The organism is Nostoc sp. DSM 114159 (assembly GCF_053470285.1).
In genome coordinates this window covers 5,983,460-6,004,484 of sequence record NZ_JBPFEH010000001.1, presented here as the reverse complement: position 1 = coordinate 6,004,484, position 21,025 = coordinate 5,983,460, and the positions used below count along the sequence as shown (strand labels likewise).

The 21,025-nt window shown below is 42.1% G+C and carries 16 protein-coding genes; 5 read left to right on the top strand and 11 right to left on the bottom strand.

Annotated elements, in window-relative coordinates; translation table 11 throughout:
- The first annotated feature begins 26 nt into the window (after window positions 1-26).
- Window positions 27-1,991: a hypothetical protein gene (locus ACR5KR_RS25155; RefSeq protein WP_448268423.1), complete on the top strand. Its 1,965-nt coding sequence runs from the start codon at window positions 27-29 to the stop codon at window positions 1,989-1,991.
- 133 nt (window positions 1,992-2,124) lie between these two features.
- On the opposite strand, the gene ACR5KR_RS25150 is transcribed toward ACR5KR_RS25155, so the two are convergent.
- The 4 genes from ACR5KR_RS25150 to ACR5KR_RS25135 form a co-directional block, all read right to left on the bottom strand.
- Complete coding sequence (locus tag ACR5KR_RS25150; protein ID WP_448268422.1) at window positions 2,125-2,715, bottom strand: PEP-CTERM sorting domain-containing protein; 591 nt, start codon at window positions 2,713-2,715, stop codon at window positions 2,125-2,127.
- Window positions 2,716-2,796: 81 nt separating this feature from the next.
- The gene (locus ACR5KR_RS25145; RefSeq protein WP_448268421.1) at window positions 2,797-4,050 is read right to left on the bottom strand and encodes a nicotinate-nucleotide--dimethylbenzimidazole phosphoribosyltransferase; all 1,254 of its coding nucleotides are present in this window, start codon (window positions 4,048-4,050) and stop codon (window positions 2,797-2,799) included.
- A 195-nt stretch (window positions 4,051-4,245) separates the two neighbouring features.
- Window positions 4,246-4,986 (bottom strand): DUF2232 domain-containing protein, encoded by a 741-nt coding sequence (locus tag ACR5KR_RS25140; protein WP_445629975.1) that lies wholly within the window; start codon window positions 4,984-4,986, stop codon window positions 4,246-4,248.
- Window positions 4,987-4,999: 13 nt separating this feature from the next.
- Window positions 5,000-5,701: a Crp/Fnr family transcriptional regulator gene (locus ACR5KR_RS25135; RefSeq protein ID WP_094349203.1), complete on the bottom strand. Its 702-nt coding sequence runs from the start codon at window positions 5,699-5,701 to the stop codon at window positions 5,000-5,002.
- Between the two features lie 634 nt (window positions 5,702-6,335).
- Between ACR5KR_RS25135 and ACR5KR_RS25130 the strand changes: the two genes are divergently transcribed.
- Window positions 6,336-10,421: a hypothetical protein gene (locus ACR5KR_RS25130; protein WP_448268420.1), complete on the top strand. Its 4,086-nt coding sequence runs from the start codon at window positions 6,336-6,338 to the stop codon at window positions 10,419-10,421.
- Window positions 10,422-10,879: 458 nt separating this feature from the next.
- Window positions 10,880-11,533 carry a sugar transferase gene (locus ACR5KR_RS25125; RefSeq protein ID WP_445629977.1) on the top strand — a complete coding sequence of 218 codons (654 nt, stop codon included), beginning with the start codon at window positions 10,880-10,882 and terminating at the stop codon, window positions 11,531-11,533.
- A gap of 30 nt (window positions 11,534-11,563) precedes the next feature.
- On the opposite strand, the gene ACR5KR_RS25120 is transcribed toward ACR5KR_RS25125, so the two are convergent.
- Window positions 11,564-12,400 (bottom strand): carbohydrate ABC transporter permease, encoded by an 837-nt coding sequence (locus ACR5KR_RS25120; protein ID WP_334716902.1) that lies wholly within the window; start codon window positions 12,398-12,400, stop codon window positions 11,564-11,566.
- Window positions 12,401-12,601: 201 nt separating this feature from the next.
- On the opposite strand from ACR5KR_RS25120, the gene ACR5KR_RS25115 reads away from it, so the two are divergent.
- Window positions 12,602-13,234, top strand: a complete 633-nt coding sequence (locus ACR5KR_RS25115; protein ID WP_448268419.1) for a DUF416 family protein — start codon at window positions 12,602-12,604, stop codon at window positions 13,232-13,234.
- Between the two features lie 357 nt (window positions 13,235-13,591).
- Here the strand turns inward: ACR5KR_RS25115 and ACR5KR_RS25110 are convergent, their stop codons facing one another.
- The 6 genes from ACR5KR_RS25110 to ACR5KR_RS25085 form a co-directional block, all read right to left on the bottom strand.
- Window positions 13,592-14,602 (bottom strand): catalase family protein, encoded by a 1,011-nt coding sequence (locus ACR5KR_RS25110; protein WP_448268418.1) that lies wholly within the window; start codon window positions 14,600-14,602, stop codon window positions 13,592-13,594.
- The gene (locus tag ACR5KR_RS25105) at window positions 14,599-15,216 is read right to left on the bottom strand and encodes a 5-formyltetrahydrofolate cyclo-ligase (RefSeq protein ID WP_448268417.1); all 618 of its coding nucleotides are present in this window, start codon (window positions 15,214-15,216) and stop codon (window positions 14,599-14,601) included. The genes ACR5KR_RS25110 and ACR5KR_RS25105 overlap by 4 nt, the downstream gene beginning before the upstream one ends.
- Window positions 15,217-15,283: 67 nt before the next feature.
- Entirely contained in the window at window positions 15,284-16,228 is a 945-nt protein-coding gene (locus ACR5KR_RS25100; RefSeq protein WP_445629981.1) for a GDP-L-fucose synthase family protein, read from the bottom strand.
- Between the two features lie 23 nt (window positions 16,229-16,251).
- Window positions 16,252-17,331 carry a GDP-mannose 4,6-dehydratase gene (gene gmd, locus ACR5KR_RS25095; RefSeq protein WP_445629982.1) on the bottom strand — a complete coding sequence of 360 codons (1,080 nt, stop codon included), beginning with the start codon at window positions 17,329-17,331 and terminating at the stop codon, window positions 16,252-16,254.
- A gap of 466 nt (window positions 17,332-17,797) precedes the next feature.
- Entirely contained in the window at window positions 17,798-18,553 is a 756-nt protein-coding gene (locus ACR5KR_RS25090) for a sugar transferase (protein WP_445632027.1), read from the bottom strand.
- Between the two features lie 111 nt (window positions 18,554-18,664).
- The gene (locus ACR5KR_RS25085; RefSeq protein ID WP_445629983.1) at window positions 18,665-19,807 is read right to left on the bottom strand and encodes a glycosyltransferase; all 1,143 of its coding nucleotides are present in this window, start codon (window positions 19,805-19,807) and stop codon (window positions 18,665-18,667) included.
- Between the two features lie 279 nt (window positions 19,808-20,086).
- Between ACR5KR_RS25085 and ACR5KR_RS25080 the strand changes: the two genes are divergently transcribed.
- Window positions 20,087-21,025: an NAD-dependent epimerase/dehydratase family protein gene (locus ACR5KR_RS25080; protein WP_448268416.1), complete on the top strand. Its 939-nt coding sequence runs from the start codon at window positions 20,087-20,089 to the stop codon at window positions 21,023-21,025.

Here is a 21,025-nt window from a genome sequence, read left to right as displayed (position 1 = left end):
TTGGCATCTTGTTATCAAATTGGTTGATGACAAGACAGACAGCTTTCGCAAAAATTGACCTTTTGCAACCTGCTCCGACTCAACCGTTAGGTTATTACGACTATTTCGGCAAACTGCTGAGTCCTCAAGAAGCATCACAACTAGTTGCAAATAAGGGACTCAATCCTAATAACCCCATTTCCTATCAACGGGTAGGGGCAGTTAAAATTACTAAGGAATTAATCGCCCAAGGTGAAGATATATTCTTCAACCGGAAGATTGGTGATACATTTGGTTTGCAAGGGGTATTTGGTTTAGGGCAAGGCTTTAATGTTCTATCAAATGAAATAGGTGCAGCGATCGCTAATTTGCGTGGAAAATCAACGACAAACCTAAAAATTACCCTCCAGAAGGATTTAACTATAGGTAGTCGAACTTTTCCCAAAGGAACTGTTATTCCTACAGGTTTCAAAGTTCAACAGGGACAAATTGTTCCAATAGGAAACGCACCTAACGGCGACATTACTTGTGCGGTCTGTCATGCAAGCCTTTCTAGGGATGGCAAAATCCTTGCAGGAGTACCTAACGGTGAACTTGCCATCCCCCTTTTCATTGCCTTATCACCAAATACAGCCGCAGGGTTTGCACGGTTAAACTTTAACCCTCTAGACCCACAATACAAAGGCAATGGTAAGACTATTATTGACAGTAAAGGTAATAAAGTAGAATTACCCGATCCTGAAAAGTTTGAAAAAGCCTTCGATGATGCTGTTTTAGATGTACCTTTTGGTAATTTCGAGAGTTCACCGGATGGTATTAGAGACACTACTCAAATCCCTAGTGTTTTCACCTTTAAAGATCATCCTTATTTATCTGATGGACAGTTTGCTGTGGGGCCATTTGCTGGACTCAGCGCTGTCAACAATGGTGTTCATTCTTCAGAAATCAATCTGTTGGCAGCCGCTCAACTCAGTGCAAAAACTCTTGGTATTGACCCAGAAGTTTATATTGGTACATTTCTTCAAAACGCTGCCGTTAAGAGCCTACGTTTACCAGAAGGAGTGATAGTAAAACCCTCTGAATGGCTGCGGGGGGTAATTGCACCGAATCCTACACAAGCAGAATTAGAAGATCAAATTCCTGTCCCTGGTACAGGAACTTACCCAAACCTGCGCCCTAGTTTGTTTACTTACAACGGTTTAGTTTTCAGCCCAAATACTCAAAAGCCTGGTGATATTGCTAGTGGCACTTTCTTATTTGCTGCCAATGCTATGTCTGCTTTCCAAAATAGCTTAGTGCCACCTGCCAACCAGACTTCAGAAAACTGGCAAGCGTTAAACAGCAATTCTGTTAAGCGTGGCGCAAAAGTATTCGAGAAAGCCAATTGTGCAACTTGCCATATTCCACCATTCTTTACTGACAACAAAATTCATCCAATTGATGAAATTCGTACTAACCCCGCTCGTGCCCAATCTCGCTTGGGACTGAGTAAATTGTTAGTACCACCCAAGCTATACACTTTTAACACTCCCGTTCCCATACCTGCTAAGGCTGAAGTCCTGGATGTACCAACGCAGGGTATCTCTGATACTCCCACAACTCTACCTAAAGGTATATTGCCAAAAGGCGGTTACAAAACTACTTCCTTGCGTGGTCTTTATTTAAGCGCCCCATATTTGCACGATGGTGGTGCAGCTGTACGGGCAGGAAGCCTGAAAGTGAACTCAAATGGTAGTTTCACGGTTGTTAACAAGAGTGGTTTAGGGCTATCTGGGACTCTCAGTCAAGGTATATCTGCCGATCCTGCTAGCAGCTTACGTGCCTTGGTAGATCGCGATCTTCGTGCCTTAGTTGTGAAAGCGAACAAAGCTAATCCTAGTTTAGTGCGTAGTAACCTTGATGGCACTGGTCATTACTTCTACGTAGATAGACAGGCTGGGTTTAATTCCAACCAGCAAGCAGACCTGATTAATTTCTTGCTGGCACTTGATGACAATCCTGGAAGTTTTTAATCAAGCTACGGTTGATCTCATATTCTAATACCAAGTCGTCTAGCGATACATCATGAAGGCGACTTGGTATTACTTTAAGCAAGAGTAAGATGCCAGGTATAACGCAATCTAGATCGGAAATGCACTGTAAACCTTACAGATAGATACCTTTACGAGGCTGCTTCTGGGAAGCTAGTGCTTGCTTTCGCTTCATCCACCAGCCAAAACCAAGAGCAACCAATGAGCCACTTACTGTGTATGGTTCGGGAACAGGGCGTGGAGTGACAACACTAAAACTTCCATAATCAACATTGCTAGAAAGCTCTGAATAACCTTCATTTAAACTACTGTAAAATACGTTAACGTTGCCATTTCCGTCTTCCCCGCTTCCAGAAACCAGGTAAGAAAAACCGTTCCGGGTTAGGAGCGGTGTAGTTGTATTTAAAAAATTATCATTGGTTCCGTATGTAGCGGGTGAAAGCAGCCCGATGATTGTCTCAGTAATTCCTTGGGCTGTCCTTGTGCCAGTTATTCCTGTGATTGTATAATTATTTTTTATCGGATCTAGATCGGTGGTTGTAAGGGTGCCGCTAGCGGAAATCGTTGTACCATTTGCTTCATAACTGGGAAAAGAGTACTGAAAATCAAATAGTTGTACAGCTTGGACTGGAGAAGAGGCACTGACATAAGTTATACCTATAACAGTACTAACGGTAGCAATACCAAGATTTTTGACTAATTCCATCAGATAATTCTCCTGAAAAACTAAAAGATAAACAAAATTGTATATAGCACTTTCCAACTCGGAGAGGGACGACTTTAATCTTTAGTTCAAGGCAATACTTAGCCGTTCAAGTTGGGCTTCAATGGCTGCCAAAAGTTGGTGTTGCTGCCAATCTTGGCTAAGATGGGCGGCTATGCAAGCGGCTCCAGCACCCATACCTTCTTTGACAAAGCCCTGCTCATAAGCTCTCAGTTGGGGATAACGAGAATCAGCAAAACTCAGATGAGTTGCTAATAGAGGAGGGGTTTTTCCACTCGCAGTTAAGCTGTTTTTTCCTAAGTTAAGGGCTAAGTCAACTGTACCGCCAGTAGGATCTTCAGCCACCCAGCGGGTTGTGCCTACAACCACTGCTTCTGGTTGCCATGATAAGGCGTAAGCTTGAGCGATCGCACTCATCAACGCATAAACCGCCAGCATTTGCGTCCCTCCAGCCAGCATTACACCACAACTACGGCTAGCAGCGATCGCCATCCCAGCTACCACCGCTTGCATCGGATCGCCTACGGCGGCGACAAGTTGTAAGGGATCTACAGAATTTTGGATTTTAGATACTTCGACTACTTCGACTTCGCTCAGTACAAGTTCGCTCAGTACAAGTTTTGGATTTTGGATTTGAGATTGGAAGTTTATCTCCCCCTGCTCCCCTCGCCTCCCCTGCTCCCTGCTCCCCTTCATCTTCTCCAGCCCAGCTTGCACTAGTGCCCACTTTTGCGCGTGGTTACAAACAGGGTGGCTACTGTTAACTTTTCCAGCAGCATCTATACCTAAACCTGTTAAGATTGCCAGGGCAGTTGTAGTACCTCCGACGACGCACTCACCGACAATCAAATACCCCTGTTGAATATTGGCGGCTAGGCGTTCTCCCCAAAGTAGTCCTTGTTCAAATAAGTGATGTACTGTTGTAATTTCCATAGCAGCCCCTTGACTTAAACACTTAGCAGGAGCGCCACCCAAATCAATTACTGGCACAGCAGGAGCTTGGGGTAAACCAGCATTAAATAAATAAATTGGTATCTTTAGTGACTCAAATACAGCGCGAGAAATCAGCACAGGTGAAGCCCCAGCCGCTAATGGTGGTAGGGGATATTGGGCTTTATGTTCTGGGCCGTGATACAAAAACTCAGCATCGGCACAAGCTGTATATTTCCGATCCTCCGGAGTGCGGCCAGCTGCTGAAATCCCTGGAATTAAACCAGTTTCAGTAAATCCTAAAACACAAGCAAATACTGGTAGACAACCACGATACCTTCGCAGCCATTGTTCACCCTGTTCTTTTTGAGTATAAATACTAATCATTTGGAAAGTTAAAAGTTAGGAGTTAGGAGTTAGGAGTTTAATTCACGCCATGTGCAACTTTTACTCAAACATAACCCCCAGCCCAAACCCTACAAGGGTTGAGGGATAATTCAAAGCTCTATCCTTTTAGGATAGAGGTCAGAATATTAAGTTGCACATCGCGTTAATTCATAACTCCTAACTCCTAACTCCTCACTATCCCTCATAATCCATGAGAACTTGTACCCAGTGTGGTGGGCGGGGAATAGGGTTGCCCAGGCGGTCAAAAAGCAACCATGCTGCCAGGTGTACCACAAAAAGGTAGATAAAGTTGTTGAGTATTATTAAAGCGATCGCTCCTACTTGAATCAAAAATACACTGGGACTGGTCAACAAACTCAAGTTAAAAAATACCCACTCAATGAACTCAGTCACCTGGGTAATCACATAAATCCACAGGTCTTCACCTGACAAAACAGACAGCAACCACAGCCGAAAAAAGACTCCTAAAGTACCTAATAGCGTACCCAAAGTGATAGAAACAATCCAGGGAAGACGACGACGACACCACGTAGCGCCCAAAAGCACGCCCATGAACCCGTAGGGCATGACAAACAGCAAACTGCGGGCTGGCCCCATCAGTACCGTCAGCAATAACCCAGAGGTGAGTGCTGCCATCCATGCCGCACGTTTGCCCCAACGCAGATAAACTAGAGCGATCGGCACTGGAAAAAATATCCGCAAAACTGGGCCCAAAGGAAAGTAAAAATTTATAAACCAAATTAAGCTAGCGGTACTGGCTAAAAATGCTGTTTCCACCATCCTCAAGGGCGCATCAGCCTTGATTTGAGGAGGCATTAACTGCTGTTCTTTATCTAACCAGTGATTTTGAGGAGTTGAAGATTCAGAAGATGGATCTTCCTCCGGTTCATCTGGGAGAGAATCTAAAATACTCATATCTGACAAGTTTTTAAACGATCATTCTTTCCAAGGCTGACAAATCGGGAATACAAATAGTGTCTTGATCCCGTTTAATCAAGCCTTTTTTTTCTAGCCTTGTCAATACTCGTGTCACCGTTTCCCGCGCCAGTCCGCTCAAACTACTCAATTCCCGATGAGGTAAATTGGGGATTTCGGTTCCAGTTTGCCCTTTTTTTCCCTGTCCTTCTGCCAAAAATAACAACGTATCTGCTACCCTTGACTGGCTATCAGATTCCCGCAACCGCAATCGGCGATTTACTTGCCGCAAACGTCGTGCCATGAGTTGCGCCAATCGAACTCCTGCCAAAGGTTCTATCTGAAGTAATTTGACAAAATCCTGAGCAGGCATACTACCAATTACCGTTGGGGCCAAGGTAATCACATCCGTGGATCGAGGTGCTTCATCTAGCGCCGCCATTTCACCAAACAATTCACCTTTGCCAATAATATTTAGCGTTACCTCTTTTCCTTCCAGATTGTAGGTGCGAATTTTTACCCATCCGTCCATAATAAAATACACAGAACCACCCCAGTCATTTTCCAGCAGAATCACCTGATTGGCTGGGTGAGTGCGGGTAACGAGATGGGTGAGGGCTGATTCCACAGCAGTTTCTGGCAACCCTTGAAAAAAGGGAGCGGAGGCGATCATCCAGGAATTAGCCTGTGCTTGCAAGCTATATCGATCTTCCATTACGACATCTTTAACTCAAGCTGCTATGTACACACAAAAAACAGGAGCGCCATTTGTAGCCTAAGCTATCATTGCACAGCTCCCTTTCAAAGAAAAAACTAAACTATGCTACACAAGAAAGCGACAAGAAGTTTTTCTAAATAATCTTTACCTATAAGTTTAAACGGGATAAAAGTTTTGCAAAAAGTAGTTTATAGCCTGCGGTTGGATTGCTTAGGGGCTAGCTGCACTGCAAACTTGATTAGTTATGAATATAGGCAAACAACATTAATGATACTAAAGGGAGTAAATTATTGCTCAGGTATTTTAGCGATTTTCAAAAATAGGCAACCAATGACCTGGAAAATTAAGCTTTTCGAGCAAAGGCTGTCTGAAGAAGACAAGGAGAGGGAAAGACAAGGAGATGGGGGGACAAAGAGAAACTTTTTTCCTTGTTTTCTTCGATGATTGAAGATTGCCACGACTCCCAGTAATCCATAACATAATGACTAGTCACAATTCCAAGTAGCGGCTTTGGCCACTCAAAATGTCTTCTATGGTCGACGCTGCGCGTAGCAAGATCCCCATAGAGATACAGTGATTGTAAATTAATTGTCATATTCGTTGACATACATTTCTAAGTAAGGTAATCAAAGTGACTTTTAGTACAGATGAAATTCAAAAGCTGATCGCAGACATTGACAACTTACTTGCCAACGGTGGCAAGCGCCTGTCTAAATTTCTGTCTGGTCAGGCACAAGAGCCTAAAGAAGTTTTAGAGCGAATTCGTGACTTCTTGGTGAGATTACAAGAAAAAGAAGCATTAGAGAGCAGCATCCCAAATCAGTCTTCTGAAGAACCGCCAACGCCAAGGGCGATCGCAAAGCCATCGCCTTTGTTAACAAAATTTATCGATCGCGATCGTAACCAGTATCCACTACCGCAGCCCGAACTCACTCAGGAACCGAGTCCTGTTGGCACCGGACAATTAAATAATGAATTTTCCAGATTGATTCAGCCGTTGCGATCGGAATTAGAATTGCTTTTGCAAGAGCGAGCCACTCTCATACAAGAAATTCGGCAACTAGAACAAAAGCGATTGCAAAACTACTCGTTAGCGCAGCAGTTGACCAACCAGGAACAAATGATTACCGAGTTTTTACAGGTACTCATGAGTCGCCTTGTGCCAACTTTAACACCACTGATGGGACAGACAAGGGAAAATTCCACCAGTTCTTCAGGAGGAACTAATTACACAACAAACTCTACAACTCAATCTTTATTAGAATCCTCTGACGATGTGGAGCGCTTAACCCAGCTAGCTAGGGAGTTAGATCGACGCCTATTATCACTAGATGGGACGGTGAATGTAGTCTTTGAAGCACTACAGCGCAACATTAATACTTATTACGAATCCCTGTCGCAAGCACTGGCAAGAATGCATAGCAAGGGAATGCAAGGCGAACAGCTGATGGCCAGCTTTGTCAACAATTTGACCCAGCATTTGCAACCAGAATTCCCTAGTTCGCAGTCATCTTTCTTGGCAGGAGAATCTGAGACACTATCATCATTGACTGAACCAGCCGAGATTGCAGCTGGAGTTGCGCCCCAATCCTTGGAGCTTATCCAGCCAGAAACTTCATCTCCACTCACAATTGAGCAACAGGAAACTACCCTAACGGAGGATTTAGATGCAGTGCTGTTGCAGCTTGGTGTAGACTCATCTGAATATTCTCAAACCCCGACCGAATTACCGGAAGATATTTCTGCGGCAATTGGTGATGAAGTAGACCAACTTTATGCCAGTTTGTTTGATGCTGGTGATGTTAATAATCCCAGCCTCAATGTTCCCACAAATGACTTATCTGCTGCCACAGCCTCTCCATCACCGTTGAACATCGCCCAGACCCCGCCTGTCTCTCCAAGCGTGGATTCTGCGGCTGTAACTCCAGATACGGGTCTTTCAACTCAAGAGACTTTAGGCGAAACCACAGATTCATCAGAGCCACAGGAAGAACTATTTTTTGAAGAAGAGACTGACCTAGATTCACCTCTTAGCTTCTCTACTCCACAAATAGACAGTTTGTCACAAATCGGCACTCAGCCAGCTAGCGTTGATACAATTAATACTCTAACTGAGTTATTACCTGATGCCGATAGTGAACTGCAATTGCAGGAAGTCTCATCTTCTGTAGATAATGCCACAACTACAGCAACTGACTTATTGCCCGATCCAGATAGCGAACTGCAACTTCTGGAAGTCTCATCTTTTGTGGATGATGCCACAATCACAGCACCAGTGACTCCAGAAGCACCAGAAATTGAGTTGGTAGAGCCTAGCGAAAGTATCGTTACATCGGAAGTATTAATTAACAGCGATCGCTCCCAACTGTCTTCAGATAACTATATTGCTGCTTCACCCCAAGAAAACTTACTTTTTATTGAGTCAAACCAGTCTCCAGCCATACCAGATATTTCTTTAGATGAAGAACAGTTGCAGCAATTAGATCGGGATTTGGCTAATTTCGATCGGCAGCTAAATTCTGAGTTGCAGCCAGCTACCAACTTGGATGTTTTCTCGGAACCACTTGATAACATTCAAGACACAATCCCCACAACTTCCCCTGAAAATCCCCAAATAGCAGAGAATACATCAACTGCTGCTTTCTCCAGTTTGGCAGTTCCCCAGGTAGAAACTGAAAAAAAAAAGGAAGTCACAACTCCTGTTCCAGAAAGTTCTTTACCTCCAATTACTCACTCCATAAATAATCCAGAAGTTTCGTCCAATATTTTAGAATCAGTCTGGTATTTAGGAATTGATTTAGGTACAACAGGAATTTCCGCTACATTATTAAATCGCTCGACTTTTGTTGTACATCCTATCTACTGGTCAGCAGAAAATCCGCCAGGAACAAGTTCCTTTCAGCAATCATTTCGTTTACCAACAGAGGTTTATCTGCCTACAGCTTCTGTACCCCACGGTGAAAACGAAACTATCGAAGCACATGAGCAGACAGCACCTGCGGCTGTTGCTCAAGATAAAGCACCCGATCGCTCGGCTACTACTTCTGCAACACCAAAATCGACAGCAGATCCGACGCAAAACAATCTCTACTCGGCGCAGTTGAAACCCTATCTACAAGTAGCCATTCCCTACAAGAGCGAACGACAGAAATGGGAACCTGTTTTGCAATTAAATGAATTTTCGGCAGGGCCTTTGATTTGGGTTGTGCGATCGCTCTCTAAGTTACTATTAACCCTCAAATCCGAAAAAACAAGTACCACCCCTAGTTTAGTGGCTGCCGCTGTTGGAATCGGCGAACAAGATTTTCCCCAGATTATCAATAATATTGCTGGTGTAATTTGTACCTGTCCATCTAGCTGGTCGGAACAATACCGCTTTAACGTACGGGAAGCTTTACTCACTAGCAAACTTATTCAACATCCGCAGCAAGTCTTTTTTGTTGAAGAAGCGATCGCTAGTCTACTTTCGGAACTCGATGCTGCTAATGGCGAGCAAGTAAAACTAAGCGATGCTCAAGGTACTCATCCAGCAAAAACTAGCGAACATCCGATTGTTGGCAACACCCTGGTGATTAACATTGGGACAACTGCCACAGAAATGTTGCTGGTGAATCTACCAGAAACCTTGCAGCAATTGACATACAATGATTTCATGCTCCACAGTTTTGCTTATGCTGGCAAGGGTATTGAACAAGATATAATTTGCCAACTGCTATTGCCACCGAAATCTCGGCAATCACGCAGAGAAACACCAAGCGATGGCAAAACTACCACGAGTAATTCTTGGCAATGGCAGCCGTCAATTCCCGGTTTAGACCAAATGCATTGGCAGACTTTAGGGTTGGAAGAATTAGAACTACCTAGAGTCGGAGAACCAGATATCACTGCTCGCATTCGTCTCCAACAGCGTCTAGAAAGTTCTTTACTGGGACAGGCGGTATTAGATGCGGCATTAGCCCTAAAGCTGATTTTGCAACACCAAGACTCTTTTACCCTAGAATTAGCCGATCAGCGGTGGGTTTTGCAGCGACGAGACTTAGAAAGCCAGGTATTTATTCCCTTTGTGCGCCGCCTGAACCGAGAACTTAACAAGTTATTGGTAGCTCGTGGTATCCCCACAGAAGCGATTAATCAAGCGATCCTGACTGGTGGAGTGGCTTGTGTTGGGACGGTGAACCGCTGGTTACGCCAAAAACTTCCCAGCACTAAGATTATTCAAGATTTATATCTCGGCGAAAACGGCGCTCCCAATTGCAGCCGGGTTGCTTATGGTTTGGCGATGCTGCCTCTGCATCCGCAGATTTTAGATATACCCAGGCAACAATACACTGATTATTTCTTGTTTACAGAGTTGTTGCGACTGCTACCAGACCGTCCCTTATCTTTCGGTGAAGTTATTCAGTTATTTGAGGGTCGTGGGATTAATACTCGCATTTGTCAGCAACGGCTGCTGGCTTTTTTGGAAGGTGAACTGCCTTCCGGTTTGATACCTTCAGTCACAGAATTAACCTGGCTGACCCAGAGTTCGCAAGAAAATCCTGACTATCAGGCGATCGCCACAGCACCACTATTTGAAAAACAAGGAAGTCTCACTTATCGTCCCAATTCTCAACAACTGTTGTCTTTACGTCGCTATCTAGATGCAATTAAGGCTAGTAATCAGCAATCACTGGAGGAACCATATACGGTGAATTTTGCCTTAGAGGTCGATTGTTGAGACTACTACCGCAAGGCGGAATTAAAAATTAAAAATGAATACAGCATCAGGGTTTCGTTGATTTGAAGTGATTGGTTTATTTCCGTCGTGTTGTACTAGTAGATCGCGCTAGAAATAAGAATACTACTCAAAATTCCAAATGCTCATAACATCAGCATTTGGAATTTTGCGAATTACTACTAGTACTTCAGCACAGTAATTTTTGGGATATGTGGGATATATACGATAGTATTATCTTTTTATTAGTTTTTATTAGATGCATAAAATACCGTAATTTTACAATCTATCACTTGAATTGAAAGATTCTGTAAATTTTGAGTTTTTGATTTTTATATTGGTTAAAATTTATGTATATTAACACTCGGTAGTAGACAACAGCAGTAAAAATCGCCTAAGAATCACGTCTATGTCTACCCTACTAATGTAAAAATTCTTGTTATAAAACTAAGTTAGTTCTTGTGAATAATCTTTATCTTTATTCAGTTAATTGTTTGCAACAGCCTTCACACCCGTCAACGTTAAGCGTGAGAAAACGATTAATTGACATTGTTGGAGCCATTGTGGGGCTGATTGTTACATTTATAATAGCAATTCCTGTAGCAATTGCTACCTTTATTCATGAGCCAAGTCCAATATTTTATTCTCAAATTCGCTGTGGTTTAAACGGAAAAACTTTTCGCATCTGGAAATTCCGCTCCATGATAGTCGATGCTGATAAACTCAAGCATTTGGTTGAGAACCAAGCCAAAGGTCACATCTTTAAATCTGTTGACGATCCTCGCATTACTCCTGTTGGGAAATTTTTGCGGCGTACTAGCTTGGATGAATTCCCTCAATTTTGGAATGTTCTGATCGGGGACATGAGTTTAGTTGGTACTCGTCCACCTACTCCTGATGAAGTCAACAATTACGATCCACACCACTGGGATAGATTGCGAGTCAAACCAGGCATTACCGGAGAATGGCAAGCTAATGGGCGTTCCAGCATTACAGACTTTGAAACCATTGTGAAAATGGATATGGATTATCAACGCAAGTGGTCTGTAACTTACGATCTGAGTCTGATTATTAAAACTATCTGGGTAGTCTTGAAAAAGACTGGGGCTTATTAAATTGGGGGATTGGGCATGGGAAAAATATTTTTATCCCTTAACGCCGCTACCTGTTTCTGTAGGTACAATATAACGTTGTAAAAACAGGAATAGTAATAATACTGGGGCGATCGCAATTACTGAGCCAGCAGCTACCAAGCGCCAGTCAAGAGAAAATGTACCTGCTAGTTTTGCGACTCCCAAAGGAAGAGTGTATAAATTTTCGTCTTGGATGACAATTAAAGGCCACAAAAAGTCACTCCAAGCACCAATGAATACGAAAATAGCTAAAGTTACCAGTGCTGGGCGAACTGCTGGTAACATAATATGCCACCATAATCCTAACTCTGAGCTGCCATCCATCCGGGCGGCTTCTTCTATTTCTTTCGGGACACTCATGAAAGCTTGGCGCAACAGAAAAATGCCAAAGGCAGAAGCTAAACTCGGAAAAATCATCCCTAAATAAGTATTTCTCAAACCCATCTGGACTGTCAAAATATAAAGGGGAATCATCACAATTTGGAAGGGAATCATAATCGTAGAGACGATCGCTACAAAAATCCAGTCTCGTCCGACAAAGGACAATCTTGCCAACGGATAGGCAGCTAAAGCGCAAAATAGCAGATTTAAGCCCACAGTCAGTACTGATACTAAGGTACTGTTATACAGGTATTGTCCAAAAGGTAGAGAGTTCCACACACTAGAAAAGTTATTCAGTGTCGGTTGACTGGGTAGCAACTGTGGTGGCGACTGAAAAATATTTTCCGTTGGCGATTTTAAGGCTGTACTAATTAGCCATAGTAAAGGAAAGAGCATCAACAGTGCGATCGCTCCCAACAGTGCATACATTAGTAGAATCTGCGATCGTGATTTTTTCCAGTTCAGCATTTTATTACGAATTTTCAATTTTAATTATACAATTTGGTTAAAGCAATTCTATATTGTTCGTTATAAACAAGATCGCCAAGTTTTTTGAGAATTCGGGGATCTATGACTTTCAGAATGTAAGAGTGTCAATCACAATTAATAATAAAGTAAATATTAACCCTTATGCACTACTGCCTTGATAGGCATAGCACTATAAATAAGATGAATCTTAAACTTTACGAATTTAATGTTTTGGAAGCGGAGTTAACAGAATTATCACCTGTTCACAGACTTGTCTTTGCTGCTAGCTGTTGCGAAAGACTTTTACCTAACTATAGTCTTGTGAAGCAAGAAGATGGTTGGGGCGATCCTTCTATCCTTAGAAATGTACTCAATGAGGTATGGTCATTTCTTGAAGGAAAACCAGTAAATGCCAAACAAATTTGTCAACTATTGAAAGTATGTGACGAAGCAGTTCCCAATGCAGATTATGTTTCAGGATCGCAGTATGATGTTGAAGCACAGGAAGCTGCTTCTGCAATTTGCTTTACTTTGGAAGCTTGTCTTGATCCAACACCAAAAAATATTATTAAAGTAGCAAAGTGTGTAATGAATACAATTGATGGATATCTTTCTGCCATGAAAGATATTGAAGATCCTAATTGGTGGGATGAAAAATCACTTGAAGAACAAAAAGAAGAATTTAGTAACCATATGTTTGCCATACGAGAAATGGCAAAGCAAAGCGAAGATTTACAAAAGTTAAAAACCGTTGATAAATTAGATATTAATTTTCTACAATGCTTTCGTACTTCATTTATTAATCAACGAAAAAGTCTGATTGATTTACCTTGAGTTATATAATAATACGCCTTGATTTTTGAAGTTATTTGCGTAGGTAGCGAGTAGGGAATAAGCCTTTTCCAGATGTACGGAATTTTTTCAAAAGTCAAACAAATTCTGCTATATCTATAGCATTGCTAAAAAGATTCGTTAAAAACCAATATGCTTGGGTTAAGTCTAATTGTAAATTAGCTTTAACTTAGGGATTTTGGCACTAACCCAAGCGTATTGCCTCAAAGACAATATCACTGACTTATTTTAAAAGTAGGTAATTGAGGCATTTCAATTTTCGCTAATCAGATAATATTGTCATGATTCAAGTTTCTGTACAACCTTTTCACAGCTTTTTTTTAAGTGAATTGAGAGTAGTTAATCTTCAATCGCTACATAAGGTTGTGGTTCCCGCGAACGTTGGGCAATTTGTTCTCGCCGATACTTTGCAAGTTCGCTGTAAAGCCTCTTGCGAGAGAGATTTACACTGCCAACAGGCTCATGCTCTAGCAGCGTATGCCAAGGGGAAAACAATATACCCTCATCTAAACGTTTGCGTTCTTCAAAGTCAAATTTCTGACTGGGAATACGGACAGTTGCAACTTTAATAAATGGTGAATCTGCTTCTTGCCATTCTTGAACGTGGTCTTCAATCGGTGTTTTGTCGTCATCTACATAAAACTGAATTAAAAAGTCAAAAGACGCTTCTCGACCTTCTTCAGTCAAATATTTGACCAGCGTTTCTCGAAGGTAATTTTCTGATTCTGGAAGTGTTTCTGGTGTTTTTTCAGGCTGTTGAGATTTGACAGATAGTTTTACAATCCGCTCACCAAATTTAAACGGAGCCATACTCCAATATTGAATCAAAAGTGGATTTCCTAACTTTTTGCTACCAATTTTTTGCAAGATAGCAAAGGCGTAACCAAGTTCTTCCAGCCGTTCTGGGGAAAGTTTTCCACTACCTGCTTGGGAAAGATCGGCGTAATCACGAACATCTTTAGTCAAGAAAATAGGATAATTGTTAAGTATAAAATCTTGAGTTTTTTCTTCATCATCCAAGACTTTTTGCCCCTCCACATTCATCACCTTGATGGCGATACCGCGAACATCAGGCTGGCTATCGGAGTGGAATTTACCACGTTTTTCAGGCGAACCACCACTAGAGAAACGAATCCATGCAGGATAGGTTTGAGGCGTTTTGAACAAACCTACTCTTAGGTTTTCAGGAAGATTGGGTTCAATAATAAACTCTCCCCAAACGAGTCCATGACTTTTGCTATGAATTTGGCGGAGGTCTGGGCCGTTTTTTTGTTGAGCTTGGAGACTAGTTGCTATAATTTCGTCAATTATTGCTTCTTGCTCAGTGGTAGATGACGTTGGATTAGTCATAAAACATTTGATAATGTGTCCTCATTATCCTGAATCCTGGAACCTTTATGAGTCAATCCGGTTTCCGTACAAATAACTTGTAGTGGTTTATCCCAAGGTTCAATAGGTATATGAGACAAATAGGCAAAATCAAAGACAATTCCGATAGTCGGCTTTGTCTGCCATTGCGGTAAACTGAGTAAGCGATCGTAATATCCGCCGCCATAACCTAAACGATATCCTTGATAGTCGCAAGCTACACTGGGGACGAGAATCAAATCCACTTCAGCCGGATCTAATATTAGAGCATCGGCGTGCGGTTCAGGAATGCCATAAGCGCCTGTTTGGAGAGAATCTTCAGGTGTCCAAATATGCCAACATAGGGATTTATTAACGCAGCGAGGAAATCCCCAACGATATCTGGTGTTGGCAAATAGTGGACTGAGATCGGGTTCTTGACGAAAGCTGAAATAAGCGAGTATTGTTTTTGCTTGGGTGAATAAAGTAGAGTTTTGTAAATAAGAGCATAAGCGATCGCTTTTTTCTCTCCATTCTCTAACGGACATTGATTGACGGGTTTTGAGTAGAGTGCGGCGCAGTTCTACTTTATTTAGTTGATAATTAACTTTATCCATAAAAATAGTCAAAAAAATAAGCTGGGCATTACCCAGCTTGGATCGCTTTACATTCACCAGAACATAGTTATGCAGCGTGTTGACGATACCACTCAATGGTATTCTTTAGCCCTTCTTCAAAGCTCACCTGAGCCGTGAAATTAAAGGCTTGTTTTGCTCGTTCAGTATCTAAACAGCGGCGGGGTTGACCATTAGGCTTATCAGTTTGCCACACAATTTCCCCCTTAAACTCCATTAATTCGCAGATTAGAGTTACTAAATCAAGAATGGAGATTTCATAACCGGTTCCCAAGTTAACTGGTTCCGATTCGTTATAGAATTGAGTCCCCATCACAATCCCCCGTGCTGCATCTTCTGAATAGAGAAACTCACGGGTAGGACTGCCATCACCCCAAACTTGAAGTTCCTTTTCTGCATTAATTTGGGCTTCGTGAACTTTGCGAACTAATGCTGGAATGACGTGAGAACTTCCGGGGTCAAAGTTATCTTCTGGCCCATATAAATTTACTGGCAGTAGGTAAATTCCATTAAAACCGTACTGCTGACGATAAGATTGCAATTGAACTAAAAGGGCTTTTTTTGCAATTCCGTAAGGGGCGTTGGTTTCCTCTGGGTAGCCATTCCACAGATCGTCTTCTTTGAATGGCACTGGAGTGAATTTAGGATAGGCGCAGATTGTGCCAACACAAACAAATTTTTCTACTCCCGCTTGGTAGGCAGCGTGAATTAGCTGGGTTCCCATGATCAAGTTATCGTAGAATAGCTCTGCGGGTTTTTCACGGTTCAAACCGATACCACCCACATGAGCTGCTAGATGGATGATTATGTCTTGCTGGTCAACTGCACGTTGGCTATTTTCCCAGACACGCAAATCGGAATCGCGCGATCGCGGTATTGTAATTTTCTCGCGATCGGCTCCTGCTTTACACAGTTGATCTATCACCTGACGGCCTAGAAACCCCGATCCACCAGTGACTAGAATCCGTTTATTTTTTAGTTCTAAGGCGGTCATATTTTATCCTCTGTGATGCCAAATCAAAAGTGCAAAGCGCCCAGTGTTTGACGAATAGTCGCAATGTCATCTGGAAATTGTGAACCTTTTCCATTGGGTGAAGTATGACCCAATGCTTGTAAGTCTGCTTCTACCATTAGGGAAACTAGTTCTTCAAAGGTTACTGATGGTGTCCAGCCCAAGTTCTGCCGTGCTTTGGTAGAATCGCCAATCAACAACTCTACCTCAGATGGACGCAGGTAACGCTCATCAAACTCTACATAATCTTGCCAATTAAGATTCACATAACTAAATGCCAGTTCCAAAAACTCTCGTACCGAGTGGGTTTCACCAGTAGCAATTACGTAATCGTCTGGCTGGTCTTTCTGCAACATCAACCACATTGCTTTAACGTAATCCTTGGCATAGCCCCAATCTCGCTTGGCATCTAGATTACCCATATAAATCTTTTTCTGCTTCCCAGCAACGATACCAGCCACCGCTCTAGTAATTTTGCGGGTTACAAAGGTTTCACCCCGCCGTGGTGACTCGTGGTTAAAAAGTATGCCATTACAAGCAAACAAATTATAAGATTCACGATAATTTACAGTTTGCCAGTGAGCGTAAACTTTCGCACAGGCATAGGGACTGCGGGGATAAAAGGGCGTTGTCTCAGTTTGAGGTACTGCTTGTACTAAACCGTACATTTCTGAAGAACCTGCCTGGTAAAATCGCACCTGAATTCCGGTACGATGCTGGTAGTCTCGAATTGCTTCCAACAGACGCAATGTCCCCATTCCTACTGCATCTACTGTGTATTCTGGTGAATCAAAGCTGACTCTGACGTGGGATTGAGCGCCGAGGTTGTAAATTTCTACTGGCTTTACTTCTTCTAAAATACGCCGTAACGTTGTACCGTCTGTCAAGTCACCGTAGTGAAGAAACAAGCGTACTCCCTCTTTGTGGGGGTCTTCGTAAATGTGATCGATGCGGTCTGTGTTGAAGGTAGAAGTCCGGCGAATTACCCCATGAACCTCATAACCTTGTTCCAACAAAAACTCACTTAGATATGAACCATCTTGTCCAGTAATACCAGTAATCAACGCTCGCTTCTGTTGCGTCATGCTCAATTATCCCTTATTGTCTTTGATTAAAAAGTTACAGCCAATCTTATACAACCTAGCAACTAATTGCTGAATTGCCTAATGGGAAACCTACGAGTTCTTGTTGTTATGAGACTTTTTCCGTAAATAAATATACTGAAGAAAAAGCAATCTAGCACGTAAGTCCAACATTTAGATAACTCAAAATTATTTAACTATGTATATTTTCTTTTACCAGATACGAGATTATTTTTATGTATATTTTTTTTTCAAAACTTCATATATCTCTAGTTATGTGAAGACTTAATAAAATAGCCATTTGAAATTAGACTTCTGGCAAAAGTGCCAAATATCTACACTCACAGAAGTCTGAATTAAGTAGAAAAGCACAAATGATAGAGATAAAAATGAGCAATCCTTGAGCGTGAGGGGAGAATTAGTACTTAGGGGCATTAACTGCCCCACAGAATTCACCCTAAGTATTTACTCAGTAAGCACCATTATTTTTAGTTAGAATTACTACATCAACAGTTTTCAAGATGATCCATAAATCAAGCCAGAAATTCCTAAATTTGACATAATGCAGGTCTATTTGGACTCTCCGAGGATAAGGAATGTCATTACGTCCAGATACCTGCCACAAACCAGTAATTCCTGGACGGATTGTTAAAATCTCATCAATATGATAACCGTATTTTGGCAATTCTTCTGCTACCAAGGGTCGGGGGCCGACTACACTCATATCCCCTTTTAAAACATTCCAGAACTGGGGAAATTCGTCTAAGCTAGTAATTCGTAAAAATCGACCAATTTTGGTAATCCGGGGGTCTTGTTTTAGCTTAAAACTGCTCTCAAATTCTTGTCGCAACTCGGGCGATGTTTCCATCATTTGCATGAGGATTTCGTCCGCATTGCTTACCATTGTTCGGAATTTAATACAATTAAACGCTTTGTAATTTTTCCCTACCCGTTCCTGGATATAAAATATTGGCCCTTCTGAGCTCAAGGCAATCAGCAAGGCCAAAATTAAGTAGACGGGGAAGAACAAAATCAATACCGACAGCGAAAACACTATATCGAAGAGTCGCTTGGCAAACTCTCCGTTTAAACCCTGAAAAGATAAACCTTTGGGCTTAACTTTTGGCGTCTTCGTTTTTTGACCGCGTTTTAAGAAACGCACAGACGCTCTAGTGTCTTGCCTTACGCCTCGCTTGCCGGAGAGGAGTGAGCTCTGGGCAGTCATCATACTCCTTAATAATCCACACCACACATAGTCCCAATATTAAAGCCAAAATGAGATGCTTCTGGGGGAAATTGCCAAAAGCCTAAAAAAATAAGATGTTAATCAAGACCATCATTGCAAAAATGGTCTTTTTTCGTTGCACTTGTTTACAAAATCTAGATAACGATCTGCAAAGATTTGCGGTGAAAACTGCGCAGCGTGCGATCGCATATACTCGGAACTGAACGAACCCTCATACATTTCAAATTTTTCTACTGCCTCCACCAAAGCCGCCTCTGTTTGCGTCTTGAAAAATATACCTGTCCCTGTATCCGCACCAGAGCGAATATCTCGCACTGTTTCTAGAGCACCCCCTGCACCATAAGCAATTACTGGCGTGCCGCAGGCTTGTGCTTCCACTAGGGCAATACCAAAATCTTCACAAGCTGCATACACAAATGCTTTAGCCCTAGACATATATTTTTTTACCACATTATCGGGTTGCCAACCGAGTATTTGGATATTTGAGTTTGCCATCTTGCGAATCTTATTCATTTCATCTCCTGTACCAATGACTACTAATGGTCGTTTTAGTTGATTAAAAGCCTTGACAATCAACGATATTTGCTTGTAACTCACTAACCGGGAAACTGTCAGGTAAAAGTCCTCTTTCTCAGATAGAAACGGAAATTGAGCAATATTCACTGGTGGATAAATGACTGTTGCTTCTCGCCGATAGCAACGCCAAATCCGCCGAGCTGTATGTTGCGAGTTAGCAATGAAATAATCAACGCGATTGGCACTCAATACATCCCACTGGCGCAAACGATGTAATAAATATCGCGTCACCCATCCAGGTAAGCCACTACCCAGTTTACTGTGGCGCAGATAATCAAAGGTCAAGTCCCAGGCATAGCGCATAGGGCTGTGACAGTAGCAAATATGCATCTGTTCGGGAGTGGTAAGGATTCCTTTGGCAACAGCATGGGATGAAGACAGAATGACATCATAATGCCGCAAATCCAGTTGTTCAATTGCCAAGGGCCACAAAGGCAAGTATTTTTGTATACCGTTGCGGGCATAGGGAAAGTTCTGGAGAAACGTCTTGCCAATTTGACGCTTATATAAATAACTTTCTCTGTTGCTGGATTCAAAATCTATGAGAGCATACAAATCAGCATCAATGTGATTCAAAATTTCTCGGACAACGAGTTCTGAACCACCTGTGGCTTTGGGTGTCAGCCACTCATGAACTAGGGCATATTTCAAGGGCACAGCTAAACAATTCAAAATTCACGCATTCAAAATTGAAGATAGTTTTTTTAGACTCCGACTGAAAAGTTTCCTATTGTAATTAATTAACGGGAAGTGCTTCAGATTAGCAAATGGGACGGAATCTTTCCCTCAGAGGTTCCAGATGGATCTACAACCTGATAACCTCAGATTGGGAATGGGGTATTGGGTATTGGGGATGGGTTATTCTCCTTGTCTTCTTAGTCCCCAGTCCACAATACCTACTCTCTTAATGACAACTGATATAGAAAGGGTGAATTTATGCGAATTCTGATTATGGGTGGTACTCGGTTCATTGGTGTCTATTTGACTCAACTACTAGTGGAAAAAGGACACGAGGTAGTGCTGTTCAATCGTGGAAATCGGCCAGCACCTCCTTTACAGGGAGTAGGACAAATTATAGGCGATCGCACAGATGCTACTCAATTAAAAGCAAAATTATCACAAGAAAACTTCGATGTCATTTTTGACAATAACGGTCGAGAACTTACTGATACTCAACCACTAGCAGAAATTTTTCAAGACCGAGTGCAACATTTTGTGTATATGAGTTCTGCGGGAGTGTATCTCAAATCCGATCAATTGCCCCATGTAGAAGGCGATGCAGTAGATCCCAAAAGTCGCCATCAGGGTAAACATGAAACAGAAGCTTACCTGACTCAATTGGGATTACCATTCACTTCTATTCGTCCTACTTATATTTACGGCCCTCGTAATTATAATGAGTTAGAAGGCTGGTTTTTTGACAGAATTGTGCGCGATCGCCCCATTCCCATCCCCGGAAATGGCTTGCATATCACCCAGCTAGGTCATGTAAAAGACTTGGCAAAAGCTTTGACTCAGGTTTTGGGCAATGAAAAAGCCATAGGACAGATTTATAATATCTCAGGCGATCGCTTTGTCACTTTTGATGGTTTAGCCCGTGCTAGCGCTGTTGCGGCTGGCAAATCACCCGATGCTGTCAAAATCGTCCATTACGACCCGAAAAAGTTTGATTTCGGCAAACGCAAAGCTTTTCCGATGCGGGTGCAGCATTTCTTTGCTTCGGTAAATAAAGCGCAAACAGAATTAAACTGGCATCCTGAATATGATTTGATTTCTGGGCTGACTGATTCTTTTGAAAATGATTATTTAATATCTAAAAGCGAGCGAGCCGAGGTTGATTTTTCTCTAGATGAAGAAATTTTGCAAGCTTTATAA